The sequence below is a fragment of the Mycolicibacterium sp. CBM1 genome (assembly GCF_054073305.1).
Genome location: NZ_JBSXPP010000015.1, coordinates 153886 through 167277, shown reverse-complemented (window position 1 = coordinate 167277; position 13392 = coordinate 153886). Strand labels below are relative to the sequence as shown.

The window sequence follows — 13392 nt, the reverse complement described above, 5'->3', positions numbered from 1 at the left end:
GGGGCTGATGAACGGATCTGTGACATCTGAAATCGCTTGACGAGCTGTCAGGCTGGAAGGATGTCGTTGTGCCTAAGCCCTACCCCGAGGAGTTCCGCCGTGACGTGGTGCGGGTGGCGCGCGAGCGTGGCCCTGGGGTGTCTGTGGAGCAGGTCGCTCGCGATTTCGGGATTCACCAGACCACGCTGAATTCGTGGCTTCGTATGGCTGATGCCGATGAAGGCCCGAAGTCGGTCGCAGCCCCGGATGTGCTGCGAGAGAACCGAGAGCTCAAGCGGCGCAATCGCCTGCTAGAGCAAGAGAACGAGGTCTTGCGCAAGGCGGCGGCCTATCTGGCGCGAGGATCGCTACCGGGAAAAGGCTCTACCCGCTCGTGAAGGAGCTGGCCGCAGCCGGTGCCCCGATCCGGGTGCCGGTGGCGGTCTCGTGTCGGGTCTTGAAGCTTCACCGCCAGCACTATTACGCCTGGCTGTCGTGTCCAGTCACCGACGCCGAGTACGACGAGGCGCATTTGGCGAATGCGATCTTCGACGCCCACCGCGAGGATCCTGAGTTCGGTTACCGGCTGTTGTTCGATCAGGTCCGCGCCGCCGGCCACAACGTCAGTGAACGTACGGTGTGGAAGATCTGCTCGATCAACCAATGGTGGTGTGCGTTCGGCAAGAGACGTCGCGGCCGCAAGGGCTTACCTGGCGCCCCGGCGCACGAGGATCTGGTGCGTCGCAAGTTCACTGCGCTGGGACCAAATCGGTTGTGGCTCAGTGATATCACCGAGCACCCGACCGCTGAGGGCAAGGTCTACATGTGTGCGGTCAAGGACGTGTGGTCCAACCGAATTGTCGGATACTCCATCGCTGAGCGGATGACCTCACAATTGGCCGTTGACGCGATCGAGTCCGCCGTAGCCCGCCGCGGCGGCACAGTCGCTGGTTGCACGTTGCACACCGACAGGGGCGGCCAATTTCGTTCCCGAAAACTCCAGCGGTCGCTACGGCGCCATCAGATGCTCGGCTCCATGGGACAGGTCGGCTCCGCCGGGGACAACGCCGCCATGGAAAGCTTCTTCTCTCTGCTGCAACGCAACGTCCTCGACCGCCAACGCTGGCCCACCCGCGATGACCTCCGCATCGCGATCGTCACGTGGATAGAACGCACCTACCACCGCCGTCGAAGGCAAGCCCGCTTGGGCCGATTGACCCCCATCGAATTCGAAGCCATCATGACCCAGACGGCCAACCAGGCCGCCTAACCAACTGTCACAGAATCCTTCAGCAGGCCCGAAGACAAAAGTGTGATTATCGGCGCAGTAGCTATTTGCGAATGTGCCGCGACATCGCGGGGACTCTCGGGGTGCTGTGCCCGCCAAAGGTCGCGAGCTCGCTTATCCTGCTGGGCCTCGCCGTGCTGGTCGCGCGCAGACCGTCGGCACGCTGGGCGGGCTGGGCTGCGGGACGCAGTCCCGCCTTCACCGCCGTGGGCTTCTTAGTGCTGTATCGCCTTGTTCTGGTTGCGCTTCCGTCACTGGGAGACCTCTCGGCAGATGCAAAACGGGCTCATCAGTACGGCTTCGCCCACGCATCAACCGAGACGCCCAGCCCGATCACGAATACCCTGTGCACACCACTCAACGGCGGAAAGGCGATCGAACCGGGCAGATCGTCGACCCAGGCTTCGACGCCGACGTGTTGTGGAGGTTCCGCTGGCACTCGCTGATCAATCAAGTACCGATGCGGTCGACGATCGCGTTGGATATTCGGTGCGCCGATGAAGCATCTCGTCAACCCGGTCGAGCGCGACCCAATGAGACGCGCTAGGCAGCCGGTGCGCTCGGCTTGAGCTATCCGCCCTGAGGGGGTGGTTGTCCTGTCCGCGAGACTGTCGAAGCAATCGCTTGCAGGATTTCCGGTGGGCTCTTGCCGGTGGTGGCTTCCATGCCCATCAACAGCAATCCCGACAGATTGATGAGGCCGGTGATCAACCCGGGGCTGCCCTGGGGCTCGGCCAGGTAGCAATCGACGCGATCGTGAACGAAGTCGGCATCGCCGTCTTGTGTCCACGCGGTCATCACGTCGATTGCCCACCTGGTTTTCTCGTCGTCAGCCATCGAAGGACCCGGGATGGGGCTAGAAGATCAGACCTTGGGTCTTCGTGTTGGCGACTGCGAAGCGGTCTTGGACGTCGGCCCAGTTGACCACATTCCAAAAGGCTTTGACGTAGTCAGCTTTGACGTTTTTGTACTGCAGGTAGTAGGCGTGCTCCCACATGTCGACCTGCAGCAGCGGAATGATGCCCAGCGGGACGTTGGCCTGCTGGTCATAGAGCTGGAAGGTCAGCAGCTTGTCGCCGAGGGTGTCACAGCCCAGGACGGCCCATCCCGAGCCCTGCAGGCCGTTGGCCGCCGCGGTGAACTGCGCGCGGAACTTGTCGAACGAACCGAACTGATCGTCGATCGCCGCCGCCAGGTCACCCTCGGGTTTGTCGCCGCCATTCGGGGAGAGGTTCTTCCACCAGATCGAGTGATTGACGTGCCCGCCAAGGTGGAAGGCGAGGTTCTTCTCGTTTAGGAAGATCGCGGCGTGATCGTCGTTGGCGCGCGCTTCCTCAAGTTTGGCGATTGCGTCGTTGAGCCCTTTGACATACGTCGCGTGGTGCTTGCTGTGGTGAATCTCGTTGATCTGCCCGGAGATGTGGGGTTCCAACGCCCCGTAGTCGTAAGCCAACTCGGGCAAGGAGTACTCAGCCATGAATTCCTTCCTGCGTCCTCATGGACGTCACCGATGGGCTGCCGGCCCGGGTGATCGGCCGGATAGGCAGAGCACCGCTGGCCAACATCAGTCTAGCTGTTCAGATGTTCATCTGTTAGGTTGGACCGGTGAACGGCCGTGGGCGCCGAAGTCGATGCAGCACATCACTCACACCCCCAACGGGATGGCAGTGCGCCGCGGCCGGTCACACGAGACTCTTTGCGGTCCATAGCCATTCGCGAAGATTACGGACGCACTCGGCAGGTCCACGTGATTGGCGTCAACATTCGATAGATTGCAAAGCATGCAACGATCGGGCGCGAGTCGGCCGTGACCGAAGTAGATACCGCCACATGGGCGGCGCGCTTCGACCTGCTGTCTGATCCCAACAGGTTAGAAATCCTGCTGGCAATGCACCGCACACCAGATATCTGTGTCAGCGATCTGGCGGCTGCGGTCGGCCGTACGGAGAACACGGTGTCGCAGGCATTACGGGTCTTGCGCCGCCGGGGGCGGGTTCGTTCCGTCCGAGTCGGACGCACAGTGAATTACCAGCTAGACGACGGCACGGTGCATGACCTGCTGCATTGGATCGGCGCCCGCCGAAGCTGAAGCTTTCCCATCGTTTCCGCTCATCTTTTCATCTAGACAGACAATCAGGTGGCGAATACGCTCGGCATCCGTGACCACATCGAAGATCAGCAGCGCGTCTACCGGCGGCTTTGCACAATTTCGCCGCTCCCTGTCCCACGCGGACAAGCGGTCACTGTTCGGCATGTACGGATTCATCATCGCCCTGCACCTGATCGGCTTCGGGGTGCTGTTCGCCTTCGTCGTTCCCGAGCACTATCAACTCGGCGGAGACCATCCCGTGTTCACCATCGGCGTCGGAATCCTGGCCTACACCTTCGGATTACGGCACGCATTCGACGCCGACCACATCGCAGCCGTCGACAACACCACCCGCAAACTCATCGCCGACAACCTGCAGAACCGCGTCGACCGCAAACCTCTATCGGTCGGGTTCTGGTTCTCCCTGGGCCACTCCACCATCGTGTTCACTCTGGCATTCCTGCTATCCGTCGGAGTGCGGGCCCTCGTCGGCCCGGTCGAGGACGAGAACTCCCCGCTGCACACCATCACCGGCATGATCGGCCCGTCAGTGTCCGGGGTGTTCCTCTGGATCATCGGCATCCTCAACCTGATCGCCCTGCTCGGCATCATCAAGGTGTTCCGGGAATTGCGGCAAGGCCGCTACGACGAGGCCGAACTCGAAAAGCAGCTCGACTCACGCGGATTCATGAACCGCTTTCTCGGTGGCCTGACGAAGTCAGTGACCAAGCCGTGGCACATCTACCCCATCGGCGTGCTGTTCGGCCTGGGCTTCGACACCGCGACCGAAGTCGGTTTGTTGGTCTTGGCCGGCGGTGCGGCAGCGTTCAACCTGCCCTTCTACGCCATCCTCGTGCTGCCGATCCTTTTCGCGGCGGGAATGTGCCTGATGGACACGACCGACGGTGTCTTCATGAACTACGCCTATGGCTGGGCCTTCGCCAAACCGGTCCGCAAGATCTTCTACAACATGACCATCACCAGCCTGTCGGTGGCCGTCGCGCTCATCATCGGCACCATCGAACTCGTTGGCGTCATCGCCGACCGGCTGCACATCGAGTCCGGCCCGCTGGCCGCGATCGCCAACATCAACCTCGACTACGTCGGCTACATCATCGTCGCCCTGTTCGTCATCTCCTGGCTTCTCGCCATCTCGATCTGGCGATTCGGCCGCATCGAAGAACGCTGCTCCACCAACCTCAGCGGATAACAGCGACGGATCGCCCTCGCAGGCCAGCGGCCCCCACCTAAGTGAAGTCATGTAGCGCTCTTAACTTCAGTTAAGTGCTTAAGTGAAGTTAGGGGTTCCGCGATCTGATGATGCGAGGCGTTCGACGCATGGCAATCGACACAGTGCGATTTTATGGTCATACTTATGACCATGACGGAAGTCAGCTCACTCGCCGAGACGAAAGCCCACCTGTCGGAGTTGGTGGCGCGGGTCGGTGAGCAACACGAACGGGTCACCGTCACGGTCCACGGGCGTCCCGCGGCGGTTCTTATCGCTATCGACGATCTGGAGTCGCTCGAAGAGACCATTGCGGTCCTGTCCGACTCTGCCGCGCTGCGGGCATTGAGCGAGGCCGATGCCGAACTGGCCCGAGGCGAAGGCGAAACTGAGGCCGATCTCGCCGCAGCGATGCAGGCCCGACGAGCCGGGAAGTGACCGACCAACGCTACGAGTTGATCGTCGCCCCGACCGCCAGGAAACAACTGGCCGAAACCCTGCCGGAGGCAGTGGCCTTCGCAGCACACGAGTTCATCACTGGACCGCTGCTGGACAATCCACACCGAGTCGGCAAGCGGTTGCGTCCACCGCTCGAAGATCGTCACAGTGCCCGCAGGGGAACGTATCGCGTGATCTACCGGATTGACGACGAGCAGCGGCGCGTCACCGTCGTGGGTGTTTTCAGCCGGGCAGACGCCTACCGGAACCCCTGACGACCGGCAGCAAAAATGCGTCGAATCGCGTTACCGCTTATTCGGCGGTAATGACCAAGAATCAGCCGGATTCAGCCAGTCTGACACCGAATCAGTCAGAAGCAAAAACCACGATCTACCAGCACAAACAGGCACATTCCAGAACTGCTGGGAGTCCCCGATTCCAAATCCCTAGGTCGCAGGTTCGATTCCTGCCGGGGGCGCAGAGTTTTCCCAGCTAGAATCCAGTACCGAGCACTCCTAGCAACTTAGCTGGATCAGTTCAGTCCGCAGAATATCCGGTTGCCCCTTCAGCGTCGAACGCGTCCAAAGCTGCTGCGGCGGCTTCGGCGTTGACCGTGGTGTAGATCGGTTTGATGGCTTTGGCGATGACATCGCGGTGCTGGCGGCCGGCGTAGCGGAACGGGCCGCCGATCAGGTGGATGACGCAGGTTCGGACTCTCGGCGGCCCACATGCCCAGCACGTCACGGTGCCCGGCCAGATCCACCCCGATGGTGGCATAGATCGGCCTGGGGCCGACCTGGCCGTCGCGGCGTACACGCGCTCCAAGGGGGCGGGTGTGCCAGGCCGTCGTCTCCTCGACGACCCGGTCGGTGATTCGGCTGATGGTGTCCTTGGACACCGCCGCGCCGTAGATATCGGCGAAATGGGCGCTGATCTCCCCGGTGGTGAGCCCGCGGGCGTGGAGCGACAGGATCACTTCGTCGACGTCGGTGAGGCGGCGTTGGCGCTTCTTGACGATGTGCGGTTCGAAGGTGCCCGCCTGGTCGCGCGGCACGTCGACAGCCATGCTGCCGCAGGAACAGGTCAAGCCGGTCTTGGAACGGGTTCCGTTGCGGGAGTTTCCATTTCCATACCCACTCGGGTCATGGCGGTCATAACCGAGGTGCTCGGACAGTTCTTCGTCCAACGCTGTCTCGATGGCCGTCTTGGTCATCGCCTTGAGCAACCCACCAGGCCCGTCAGCGCGACTGCGGCCTCACGGGCCTGGCGGACCAACTCCCGGACGACTTCGAGTTCGTCAACCTCACGGGTACGCGGGACATCAATCGCCCCCGAAGCGGGGTCGTCATGGTCATTCTGCGATGGCTCCGCAGCCACGACAGTCTCAGTCATCTCCTGACCTTTCCGCCCCGACACACCAGGGGCCGCAAGGCCACTTACACCGTTACTGCGACACTCCCGCCTACGAACTCATCTGGCCAAGGATGCTCAATACCGCGAGTCGGGGTGGGGTGAACCCGGCCGGGTCACCTCGCGGCGAGGCGACTCGGCGCCATGCTGCGCGTGCCGCGCTTCCGGTCAAGCGGTGGGGACTATCGGCCCTAGAAAGCGCCATCGGTCAAGCGCACGCTTGAACGACTTGGGACGCTACGGAGATGGTGAGGGGGCCGGCCCGATGATGGACGGCGACGGTTGGATGTGGGGGCACGGCTGGGGCTGGGGCGGTTGGGCCTTGATGAGTTTGGTGATGGTGCTGGCCTTGTTGGCCTTGATCACCGCCATCGTTGTGGCGATTCGGTATCTGAGCGCGTCCAATCCCGCACCCACGGAGCCGCCGCCCGGTTACGCGCGGCCAGGGCCGGAGCAGCTGCTTGCTGAACGGTTTGCTCGCGGTGAGATCGACGAAGACGAATACCGCCGAAGGTTGTCGCTCCTACGCCTTCACCGCTGACGTGAAAGCGATCCCCTGTTACCAGCGGGAACGCGCTAGACGTGGAATACCGACGCCCTGGTTGAAGCCCTCAACCGGTCTGATTTACGGAGGAAGCACCGAACATGACTGAAACACCCGAATCTTCGACCGACTCGACCTTTGTGACGCCAGAGGTGCCACGATCCCCCCGATACGGCTACCGGGACCATCAGCCCAGTCGGCTCTACCAGGTCTTGGCGTGGGTCGGCATCATCGCCGGCGTGCTGTTCATCGTCACGGTGATCTTCTTTTCCGGGTTCGTCTTCGGCAGGGCATCTGGTGGCTACCACGGTTGGCATCGCGGCTACCAGGGCAGCGAGATGGGACCGGAGGGATCGATGGACGACTGCCCGATGATGCGGCCCGGCGGCATGGGTCCCGGCGGAATGATGGGACCGGGGCGGCCGGGTCCCGGCGGAATGATGGGACCGGGCCAACCGGGTCCCGGCGGAATGATGGGACCTCAACAATCGCCCTCCACTGCCCCTCCGACTACGCCGCGTCCGTAGCTGTTGCGAATACAGCGATGGGTGCATTGGCACATACCCCGGGATCGATGACCTAGGAATATGATCGCCCGCGCACCTTGGCTGTCGCCGCCAGCTAGGGTGCACCGTCATCGTCATGCTCATATGCGGCGGTGACACTCAGAGTCGCCCGCTGCGAGAATTCCTACTGCGGACCGCGCCGAAATGGCCGCTGAACCAATCACGGGCCAATTCCGCAACTTTTTCCAAGGTCCCCGGTTCCTCGAATAAATGAGTGGCGCCGGGTACGACGACAAGTTCGCACGTGCCGGGTATCTGATACTTCGCCTGTCTATTCAGTTCCAGCACAACATCATCGAGCCCACCGACGATCAGCAGCGTCGGCGACTCGACTCGCTTCAGGGACTCGCCGGCCAAGTCAGGCCGGCCACCGCGGGAGACCACCGCATCGATGTGGACGGCGGACTTCGCTGCCGCGGCTAGGGCCGCACCTGCTCCCGTGCTCGCCCCAAAGTAGCCGACCGGTAGTGACGCGGTGTCGGATTGGGTGGCCAGCCAGTCGGTGACGGCGATCAGCCGGCTTGCCAAAAGATCGATGTCGAAGACATTTGCGCGATTGCGTTCCTCAGCGGGGGTAAGAAGGTCGAATAGCAGCGTGGCGATTCCGGAACGATTCAAAACGTCCGCGACGTAGATGTTGCGCGCACTGAACCTGCTACTGCCACTGCCGTGGGCGAAGACCACGATGCCCCCCGCATGCTGCGGGACTGTCAGGTGACCGGTCACGGTGGCCGATCCGGCCACCACCTCCACCTCCTCGTCCCGCAGTGACGCGGTGGCGGCTCCCACTTCCGCGCCCGCAGGATCGAGATGTTGACCGGCGCGGATTGGATCATGCCAGGCGTTCATTCGAGTAAGTGTGGTCCGGTCTGAGGTGCGGGTTTAGAGACTTAGGTCCCTCGTTGCGGCCGGAGATTACCGTTCGGAGCTCACATGTCCCGCGTTCAGCGAACAGTTCGGTCCCAGAACGGCCGAACGGCCGAACGGCCGAACGGCCGAACGGCCACAAGGTAGGCCAGAAGGACAGTCGGCGCAACGACTAATGGCAGCCAGGGCACGACGATCGGCAGCGAGGCGACCGATACCGCAACCAGGGTGAAGCACCCGGCGGCAAGGGGTGCCGATCGGCTCGCCAGCAGCGTTGCCGGTCGTTTCGTGTGGCGCAGCAGCAGGTAGAGACCTGCGCACAGGCCGACCACTGCGGCCCGTGCTGCTGGCGCGTCACCCACCATGACTGCGCCGGCGGCAAGCAGGACGGATGCGGTGGCGGCATGAGGGAACCTGACCCCCAACTGCCTGCTGCCACCCAACAACCGCGACGTGCTATCGCGGCGCGTCCCACCAATCGAGCACCCGTACCCCGTAGAGGGTGAGCCACTTCGACGGCTCGCCGGCGGGGACATCGACTTCGAACCACACCCGCCCGGGCTGCCGACCGGTCTGCAGCCACGTTCCATCGGGCCGCCGGGCACAACGGACGATGTCGATCGCCGGGGCCATCCGCGGGTCGGGTGGCGTCTTGTCGTGCAGCGCGGCCCGGCGGAAGTACTCGCAGGCATTGAGCGCGTTGTAGGACCATCGAATGGGATAGGCGAAGTCGTGCAGCCAATCCCCCACCGGTTCACCGGTCGACAGACGGTGCACGAGGTGGCGTTCGAGCAGGTATTCCTCGCCGCGGCGGCGCGCGATTCGGCTCTGCTCGGTGCCGCCAGTGGCCACCTCGTGGGCCAGCAGGCCCTTGAGGGAGTTCAACGTGGAATGAAACGACGACCGGCTGGAGCCCTCGACCCACTCACAGTTCCATCCGCCGTCAGCAAGCTGGTGCTCGAGGAACCAGTCGACGATGCCGGCCACGTCCGCTCCGAGCCATGCCCCGTTGGCCACGGTCCAGGCATTGATGCAGCAATCGACTTCACCCGACCAGTAGGGCGAGCCGTCATAGTCCCACCGGCTGTGCTCGTCGAGCAATTCGGCGGTCCGGCGTGCCCGCAAGACTTGCGCGTCAAGTCCCCACTCGCGCAACGTGTTCAACGTCCATGTGGTCGCCGTCCACGGCATGCCACCGTCATCCGCCTCGGTGCTGTCGAAGTCGAAGTCCGCCGGAAAGAACGAGCCGCCGGCCCACTGACCGTCAGCGTCTTGCACTGCCAACAGCCGGGAACCGAACCCTTCGGTGGCGATCCGCACCCGCGTCGCCTGCCAGATCGGCGGCGCCGCGCCCGCCACGTCCCGCTCGACCTGCCAGCGCAGCGCCGGGTCGGAGTCCACGAGCCAGTCGTGTAGCTGCGCCGTCACCATGAGCCCACGCTAGTGAACGCCGCGCGTCCAGGACAGCGGTCAAAGCTGAAGAAGTGGTACATCATCAGACGATGGCCCGCGACGACGTGGCGACCTTCCCGAAGGGTCACCCCGCGATGGTGGCACTCGATGTCGACGGCACCGTGCACACCGCCGCGGAGACCAACGCCCAGGCACACAAGTCGATCACCCCCGCCGTGCGGGCAGCGGTGAGCGCTGTCGTCCGATCCGGCGCGCACGTGGTCTTATGCACCGGCAGACTCTCCCCCGCGACCATGCCGTTCCTACGTGAGCTCGGTATCGCTGCCGGCTTCGCGGTCTGTTCAAACGGTGCGGTGCTGATCGATGCCGCGACCGGCGGCGTCGTCGAACCCGACGAAGCGGTGGCTGATCTGACAGCTAAGGGGTAAATGAGGCCGCAATGCTGGAGCGGCTGCGGGTCCGGCTGGGCATCGCAACGACCGAGACCCTCGCAGCTGCAGATCAGGTCTGCCCCGCCAGAGCCGACGGGCTGGCGGTCGCTCTTTCTCAGTGGTTCCGCTGACCGCTACGCCAGCTCTTTGACCATGTGCACGACGGTCCCGCCGTTCATCGCCTCCCGGCGCTCCTCGGCGTAGCCGACCGACGCATACAGCGCGATGTTCACCTCGAACAACACATTGGTGTACAGCCGAATTCGGCGAAAGCCGGCCGCCACGGCCAGCTGCTCGGCATACGCAAGGAGCCATCGGCCGACCCCGCGTCCCTGCCATCCCGGATCGACGGCGACGTTGACGATCAGCAGCGAGTCGTCTTCGGGCGTCGTCTCCACCACGCCGACCAACTCGTCGCTGTCCCACACTCCGTCAAACCGGTGCGCACCGACGGCGGCGGCGTAGTCGACCTGCATCGGCAGCGGCTTCCTGCCGATCACCGCAACCCACCGCGCATACGCCCGATCGGTCAGCGACGCGATCGCCCGGGCATCGGCGGACGCCGCTGACCGAAACTCCAGTCCCTCCGGCAAAAACACGGTCACACCACCGACTATCTACCACCGAAAGCTGGCGGCTCGACCACGACCGCCGTTCCGCCGCCGACCCGCTTGGCTCGGTACATCGCCTCGTCAGCGCGGTGCAGCAGTGCGGTCAGGTCGGCGCCGACCGCAACGACCTCCTCCCACGTCACGCCGACGCTGGATCCCAACGGCAGTCCCCGCGCGTCACGCAGATTCAAGCGGCGGATTCGGCCGATGAACGCATCGAGCTCGGCATCGGTGGAAAGCACTGCGATGACGACGAATTCGTCACCACCTACCCGTGCGACGTTGTCGTCGCCGCGCACCGTATCCAAGAGCTGCCCGGCCACCGCGCGCAGCGTGGCATCACCGGCGCCGTGCCCGTGGTCGTCGTTGAGCTGCTTGAACCCGTCGAGGTCGATGACGACTACGCCGAGCATCGCGCCCTCTGGACACCGGGCCAGTTTGAGGTCCGTCTCGGCGTCCAGACCCCGCCGGTTGAGCAGCCCGGTGAGTGGATCACGGTTGGCAGCATCGGCCGTGGCGCTCAATCCTTTGCGGGTGCTCTCGATGGCCATCGCCGCGACCGCCGGCATGATGACGACGGTCGCCATGGCTGGCATCAGGTAGAGCGAGAGCTCGGCCAGTCCGACCCCGTCATAGCGCACACCTGTCCAGGTGAACACCGCAACCGTCGCGGTCGCGAACGCGCAGTGCAAATAGAGCGCCCGGTAACCCAGCAGGATCGCAGCGAACACCCCGATCAAACACATGTAGACGGCGCCACACAGCCGAGCGGACGGCACCGCGAGCACGGCCGCGGAGGCGGCCAGCGCGATATCGCCCCACACCACGAATCCGATCGCCCACCGATAACCCGGCCACGGTCTCGCCAGCCACGCCACTCCGATCGCCACGGCGGAGACCAGGAGCACCAGATGGACTGCCCTGGCCGCAAACCCGTGCGGCCCCAATGGCTGTACCCCGGGGAACTGCTCGACGGCGCTAAGCAGTCCCAGACCGATGCAGGCGACGCCGATCAGGTTCTTGATCGCACCCAGATAGCCGGTCGCGCGCAGCACCGACGAGGAGATGGCGAACTCGCGCTCACCCATGCGTCAGCCCCTGGATCGTGATCGAGATGTGCCCGACGGATCGTAGTAGTCAATCAGGTCACGATAGGTGATTCGTCAAGAAACGCCTTCGGCGGCCGTGTACGCCCGCCACCCCTCGTATCCGGTGATCTCACGCTGGCCTTCGACCAGCGCGGGTTCGCCGAGCACTCCGAGCACGGTCGATCCGTCGTCGAGGCGGACCTTGCCGATCGACAGTCCGGGCGGCTCGTTGAGCAGGATGCCGGCCAGCCCAGCCGCGGGAACCGACCACACCTCGACGGCCACTCCCACACCGGAACCGTCGGTCACCCGCACCATCGCCGGGTGCTCGTCGTTGATCGTCCAGAGCCGATACACCGGTTCGGTGACTGCCTCCCGCAGGAACGTCGCCCCTACCGCGGCCATGTTCGGCGACAACTTCAGGCCGCGCATCAGCGTTCCGTTGACTGCCAAAAGCACTGCGCCACTCTCTGGTCCGGGATCCGCAGACGCAGCGTCGGCGCCGATGATCCGGGTGCCCGATGTCCCGGCGAGGATGGCCGGGATCTCCTCGGCCGCGCCGATGACGCCAACCGCACCCGGTGTGGTGGCCACGAAGTCCGTGACGGCCTCGACCTTTGGCTCCATCGACCCCTTGCCGAACTGGCCCGACGCGATGTACTCGCGCGCCTGCTCGACGGTGATGCTCTCCAGCCACGTCTCCTCGGGCGTGCCGAAGCCGATGGCCACCCGCGACACCCCGGTCGGGATCATCAGCAGGTCGGCGTTCAGCTCGTGGGCCAGCAGGCCTGAGGCGATGTCCTTGTCCACCACGGCTTCCACCCCGGTCACCGCGCCGTCGGGCCCGAGCGTCACCGGGATACCCCCGCCGCCCACTGCGACGACGACGGCGCCGTCGTCGAGCAGCCCGCGGATCACCTCGGTCTCCAGAATGCTCGTCGGCCGCGGTGAGGCCACGGTGCGCCGCCATCCGCGACCGGAATCCTCGGCGATGGTCCAGCCCAATGCCGCCGCCATCTCCTTGGCCTTCATCTCATCGAGGAAGGAGCCGACGGGCTTGGTGGGGTTGGCGAACGCAGGGTCGTCGAGGCTGACCACTGAATGCGTCACCACCGCCACCACCGGCCGAGACAGGCCACGCCGGGCGAGTTCGTTGCGCAGCGCCTTGACGAACATGTAGCCGATCGCGCCCTGGGTGTCGGCTACGGCGTAGTCCACCGGCACCGGGTCCACCTCGTCCTTGGCGAGTTCGGAGCGCCGCAGGATGAACCCGACCTGCGGCCCGTTGCCATGGGAGACAACCAGTTTCCAGCCCTGCTCCACCATGTCGATCAGCGGCGCGACGGTCGCGCAGACGGTGTCGTACTGCTGCGGGATGGAGTCGTGGTCGGCGTCGGTCACCAGGGCGTTACCCCCGAAGGCGACGATTGCGGTTCCCAC

14 protein-coding genes and 2 pseudogenes are annotated in these 13392 nt (G+C 64.2%); 8 read left to right on the top strand and 8 right to left on the bottom strand.

What is annotated here, in order from left to right; translation table 11 throughout:
* The first annotated feature begins 68 nt into the window (after positions 1 to 68).
* Positions 69 to 1249 (top strand): IS3 family transposase gene (locus ACXDF8_RS19745; protein WP_457224969.1). Its coding sequence is split into 2 segments (ribosomal slippage): positions 69 to 353 and positions 356 to 1249, totalling 1179 coding nucleotides; the frame shifts between segments, so codons are not numbered across the junction.
* 588 nt (positions 1250 to 1837) lie between these two features.
* Here ACXDF8_RS19745 and ACXDF8_RS19740 read toward each other — a convergent pair.
* Positions 1838 to 2104: a hypothetical protein gene (locus tag ACXDF8_RS19740; protein ID WP_457224968.1), complete on the bottom strand. Its 267-nt coding sequence runs from the start codon at positions 2102 to 2104 to the stop codon at positions 1838 to 1840.
* 19 nt (positions 2105 to 2123) lie between these two features.
* Complete coding sequence (locus ACXDF8_RS19735) at positions 2124 to 2744, bottom strand: superoxide dismutase (RefSeq protein ID WP_457224967.1); 621 nt, start codon at positions 2742 to 2744, stop codon at positions 2124 to 2126.
* A 294-nt stretch (positions 2745 to 3038) separates the two neighbouring features.
* Here ACXDF8_RS19735 and ACXDF8_RS19730 point away from each other — a divergent pair, with 294 nt between their 5' ends.
* The 4 genes from ACXDF8_RS19730 to ACXDF8_RS19715 all read left to right on the top strand — a co-directional run bounded on the left by ACXDF8_RS19730 (position 3039) and on the right by ACXDF8_RS19715 (position 5297).
* Positions 3039 to 3356 (top strand): metalloregulator ArsR/SmtB family transcription factor, encoded by a 318-nt coding sequence (locus tag ACXDF8_RS19730; protein WP_457224979.1) that lies wholly within the window; start codon positions 3039 to 3041, stop codon positions 3354 to 3356.
* Positions 3357 to 3426: 70 nt separating this feature from the next.
* A complete protein-coding gene (gene nicT / locus ACXDF8_RS19725; RefSeq protein WP_457224966.1) occupies positions 3427 to 4566 on the top strand; it encodes a Nickel transporter NicT in 1140 nt (379 codons plus the stop codon).
* 171 nt (positions 4567 to 4737) lie between these two features.
* The gene (locus tag ACXDF8_RS19720) at positions 4738 to 5022 is read left to right on the top strand and encodes a type II toxin-antitoxin system Phd/YefM family antitoxin (protein WP_457224965.1); all 285 of its coding nucleotides are present in this window, start codon (positions 4738 to 4740) and stop codon (positions 5020 to 5022) included.
* On the top strand, positions 5019 to 5297 hold the full coding sequence (locus ACXDF8_RS19715; RefSeq protein ID WP_457224964.1) for a type II toxin-antitoxin system RelE family toxin: 279 nt from the start codon (positions 5019 to 5021) through the stop codon (positions 5295 to 5297). The genes ACXDF8_RS19720 and ACXDF8_RS19715 overlap by 4 nt, the downstream gene beginning before the upstream one ends.
* 268 nt (positions 5298 to 5565) lie before the next feature.
* Here ACXDF8_RS19715 and ACXDF8_RS19710 read toward each other — a convergent pair.
* Positions 5566 to 6414 (bottom strand): annotated as a pseudogene (locus ACXDF8_RS19710) (transposase); the annotation flags it as partial.
* A gap of 283 nt (positions 6415 to 6697) precedes the next feature.
* Here ACXDF8_RS19710 and ACXDF8_RS19705 point away from each other — a divergent pair.
* Positions 6698 to 6973 (top strand): SHOCT domain-containing protein, encoded by a 276-nt coding sequence (locus tag ACXDF8_RS19705; RefSeq protein WP_457224978.1) that lies wholly within the window; start codon positions 6698 to 6700, stop codon positions 6971 to 6973.
* A 104-nt stretch (positions 6974 to 7077) separates the two neighbouring features.
* The gene (locus tag ACXDF8_RS19700; RefSeq protein WP_457224963.1) at positions 7078 to 7503 is read left to right on the top strand and encodes a hypothetical protein; all 426 of its coding nucleotides are present in this window, start codon (positions 7078 to 7080) and stop codon (positions 7501 to 7503) included.
* Positions 7504 to 7641: 138 nt separating this feature from the next.
* Here ACXDF8_RS19700 and ACXDF8_RS19695 read toward each other — a convergent pair.
* A pseudogene (locus ACXDF8_RS19695) lies at positions 7642 to 8424 on the bottom strand (dienelactone hydrolase family protein); the annotation flags it as partial.
* Between the two features lie 441 nt (positions 8425 to 8865).
* Positions 8866 to 9840, bottom strand: a complete 975-nt coding sequence (locus ACXDF8_RS19690) for a prenyltransferase/squalene oxidase repeat-containing protein (RefSeq protein ID WP_457224962.1) — start codon at positions 9838 to 9840, stop codon at positions 8866 to 8868.
* Positions 9841 to 9911: 71 nt separating this feature from the next.
* Between ACXDF8_RS19690 and ACXDF8_RS19685 the strand changes: the two genes are divergently transcribed.
* The gene (locus tag ACXDF8_RS19685; protein WP_457224961.1) at positions 9912 to 10250 is read left to right on the top strand and encodes an HAD hydrolase family protein; all 339 of its coding nucleotides are present in this window, start codon (positions 9912 to 9914) and stop codon (positions 10248 to 10250) included.
* A gap of 137 nt (positions 10251 to 10387) precedes the next feature.
* On the opposite strand, the gene ACXDF8_RS19680 is transcribed toward ACXDF8_RS19685, so the two are convergent.
* From ACXDF8_RS19680 to ACXDF8_RS19670, 3 genes are all read right to left on the bottom strand, one after another.
* The gene (locus tag ACXDF8_RS19680; RefSeq protein WP_457224960.1) at positions 10388 to 10858 is read right to left on the bottom strand and encodes a GNAT family N-acetyltransferase; all 471 of its coding nucleotides are present in this window, start codon (positions 10856 to 10858) and stop codon (positions 10388 to 10390) included.
* A gap of 8 nt (positions 10859 to 10866) precedes the next feature.
* Positions 10867 to 11952: a GGDEF domain-containing protein gene (locus ACXDF8_RS19675; protein ID WP_457224959.1), complete on the bottom strand. Its 1086-nt coding sequence runs from the start codon at positions 11950 to 11952 to the stop codon at positions 10867 to 10869.
* A 75-nt stretch (positions 11953 to 12027) separates the two neighbouring features.
* On the bottom strand, positions 12028 to 13392 hold the full coding sequence (locus ACXDF8_RS19670) for a carbamate kinase (RefSeq protein WP_457224958.1): 1365 nt from the start codon (positions 13390 to 13392) through the stop codon (positions 12028 to 12030).

Bases quoted from the DNA above. Each gene is read 5' to 3' on its own strand.
- ACXDF8_RS19740 (WP_457224968.1), bottom strand. From the start codon at position 2,104: ATGGCTGACGACGAGAAAACCAGGTGGGCAATCGACGTGATGACCGCG.
- ACXDF8_RS19735 (WP_457224967.1), bottom strand. From the start codon at position 2,744: ATGGCTGAGTACTCCTTGCCCGAGTTGGCTTACGACTACGGGGCGTTG.
- ACXDF8_RS19720 (WP_457224965.1), top strand. From the start codon at position 4,738: ATGACGGAAGTCAGCTCACTCGCCGAGACGAAAGCCCACCTGTCGGAG.
- ACXDF8_RS19705 (WP_457224978.1), top strand. From the start codon at position 6,698: ATGATGGACGGCGACGGTTGGATGTGGGGGCACGGCTGGGGCTGGGGC.
- ACXDF8_RS19700 (WP_457224963.1), top strand. From the start codon at position 7,078: ATGACTGAAACACCCGAATCTTCGACCGACTCGACCTTTGTGACGCCA.
- ACXDF8_RS19690 (WP_457224962.1), bottom strand. From the start codon at position 9,840: ATGGTGACGGCGCAGCTACACGACTGGCTCGTGGACTCCGACCCGGCG.
- ACXDF8_RS19685 (WP_457224961.1), top strand. From the start codon at position 9,912: ATGGCCCGCGACGACGTGGCGACCTTCCCGAAGGGTCACCCCGCGATG.
- ACXDF8_RS19675 (WP_457224959.1), bottom strand. From the start codon at position 11,952: ATGGGTGAGCGCGAGTTCGCCATCTCCTCGTCGGTGCTGCGCGCGACC.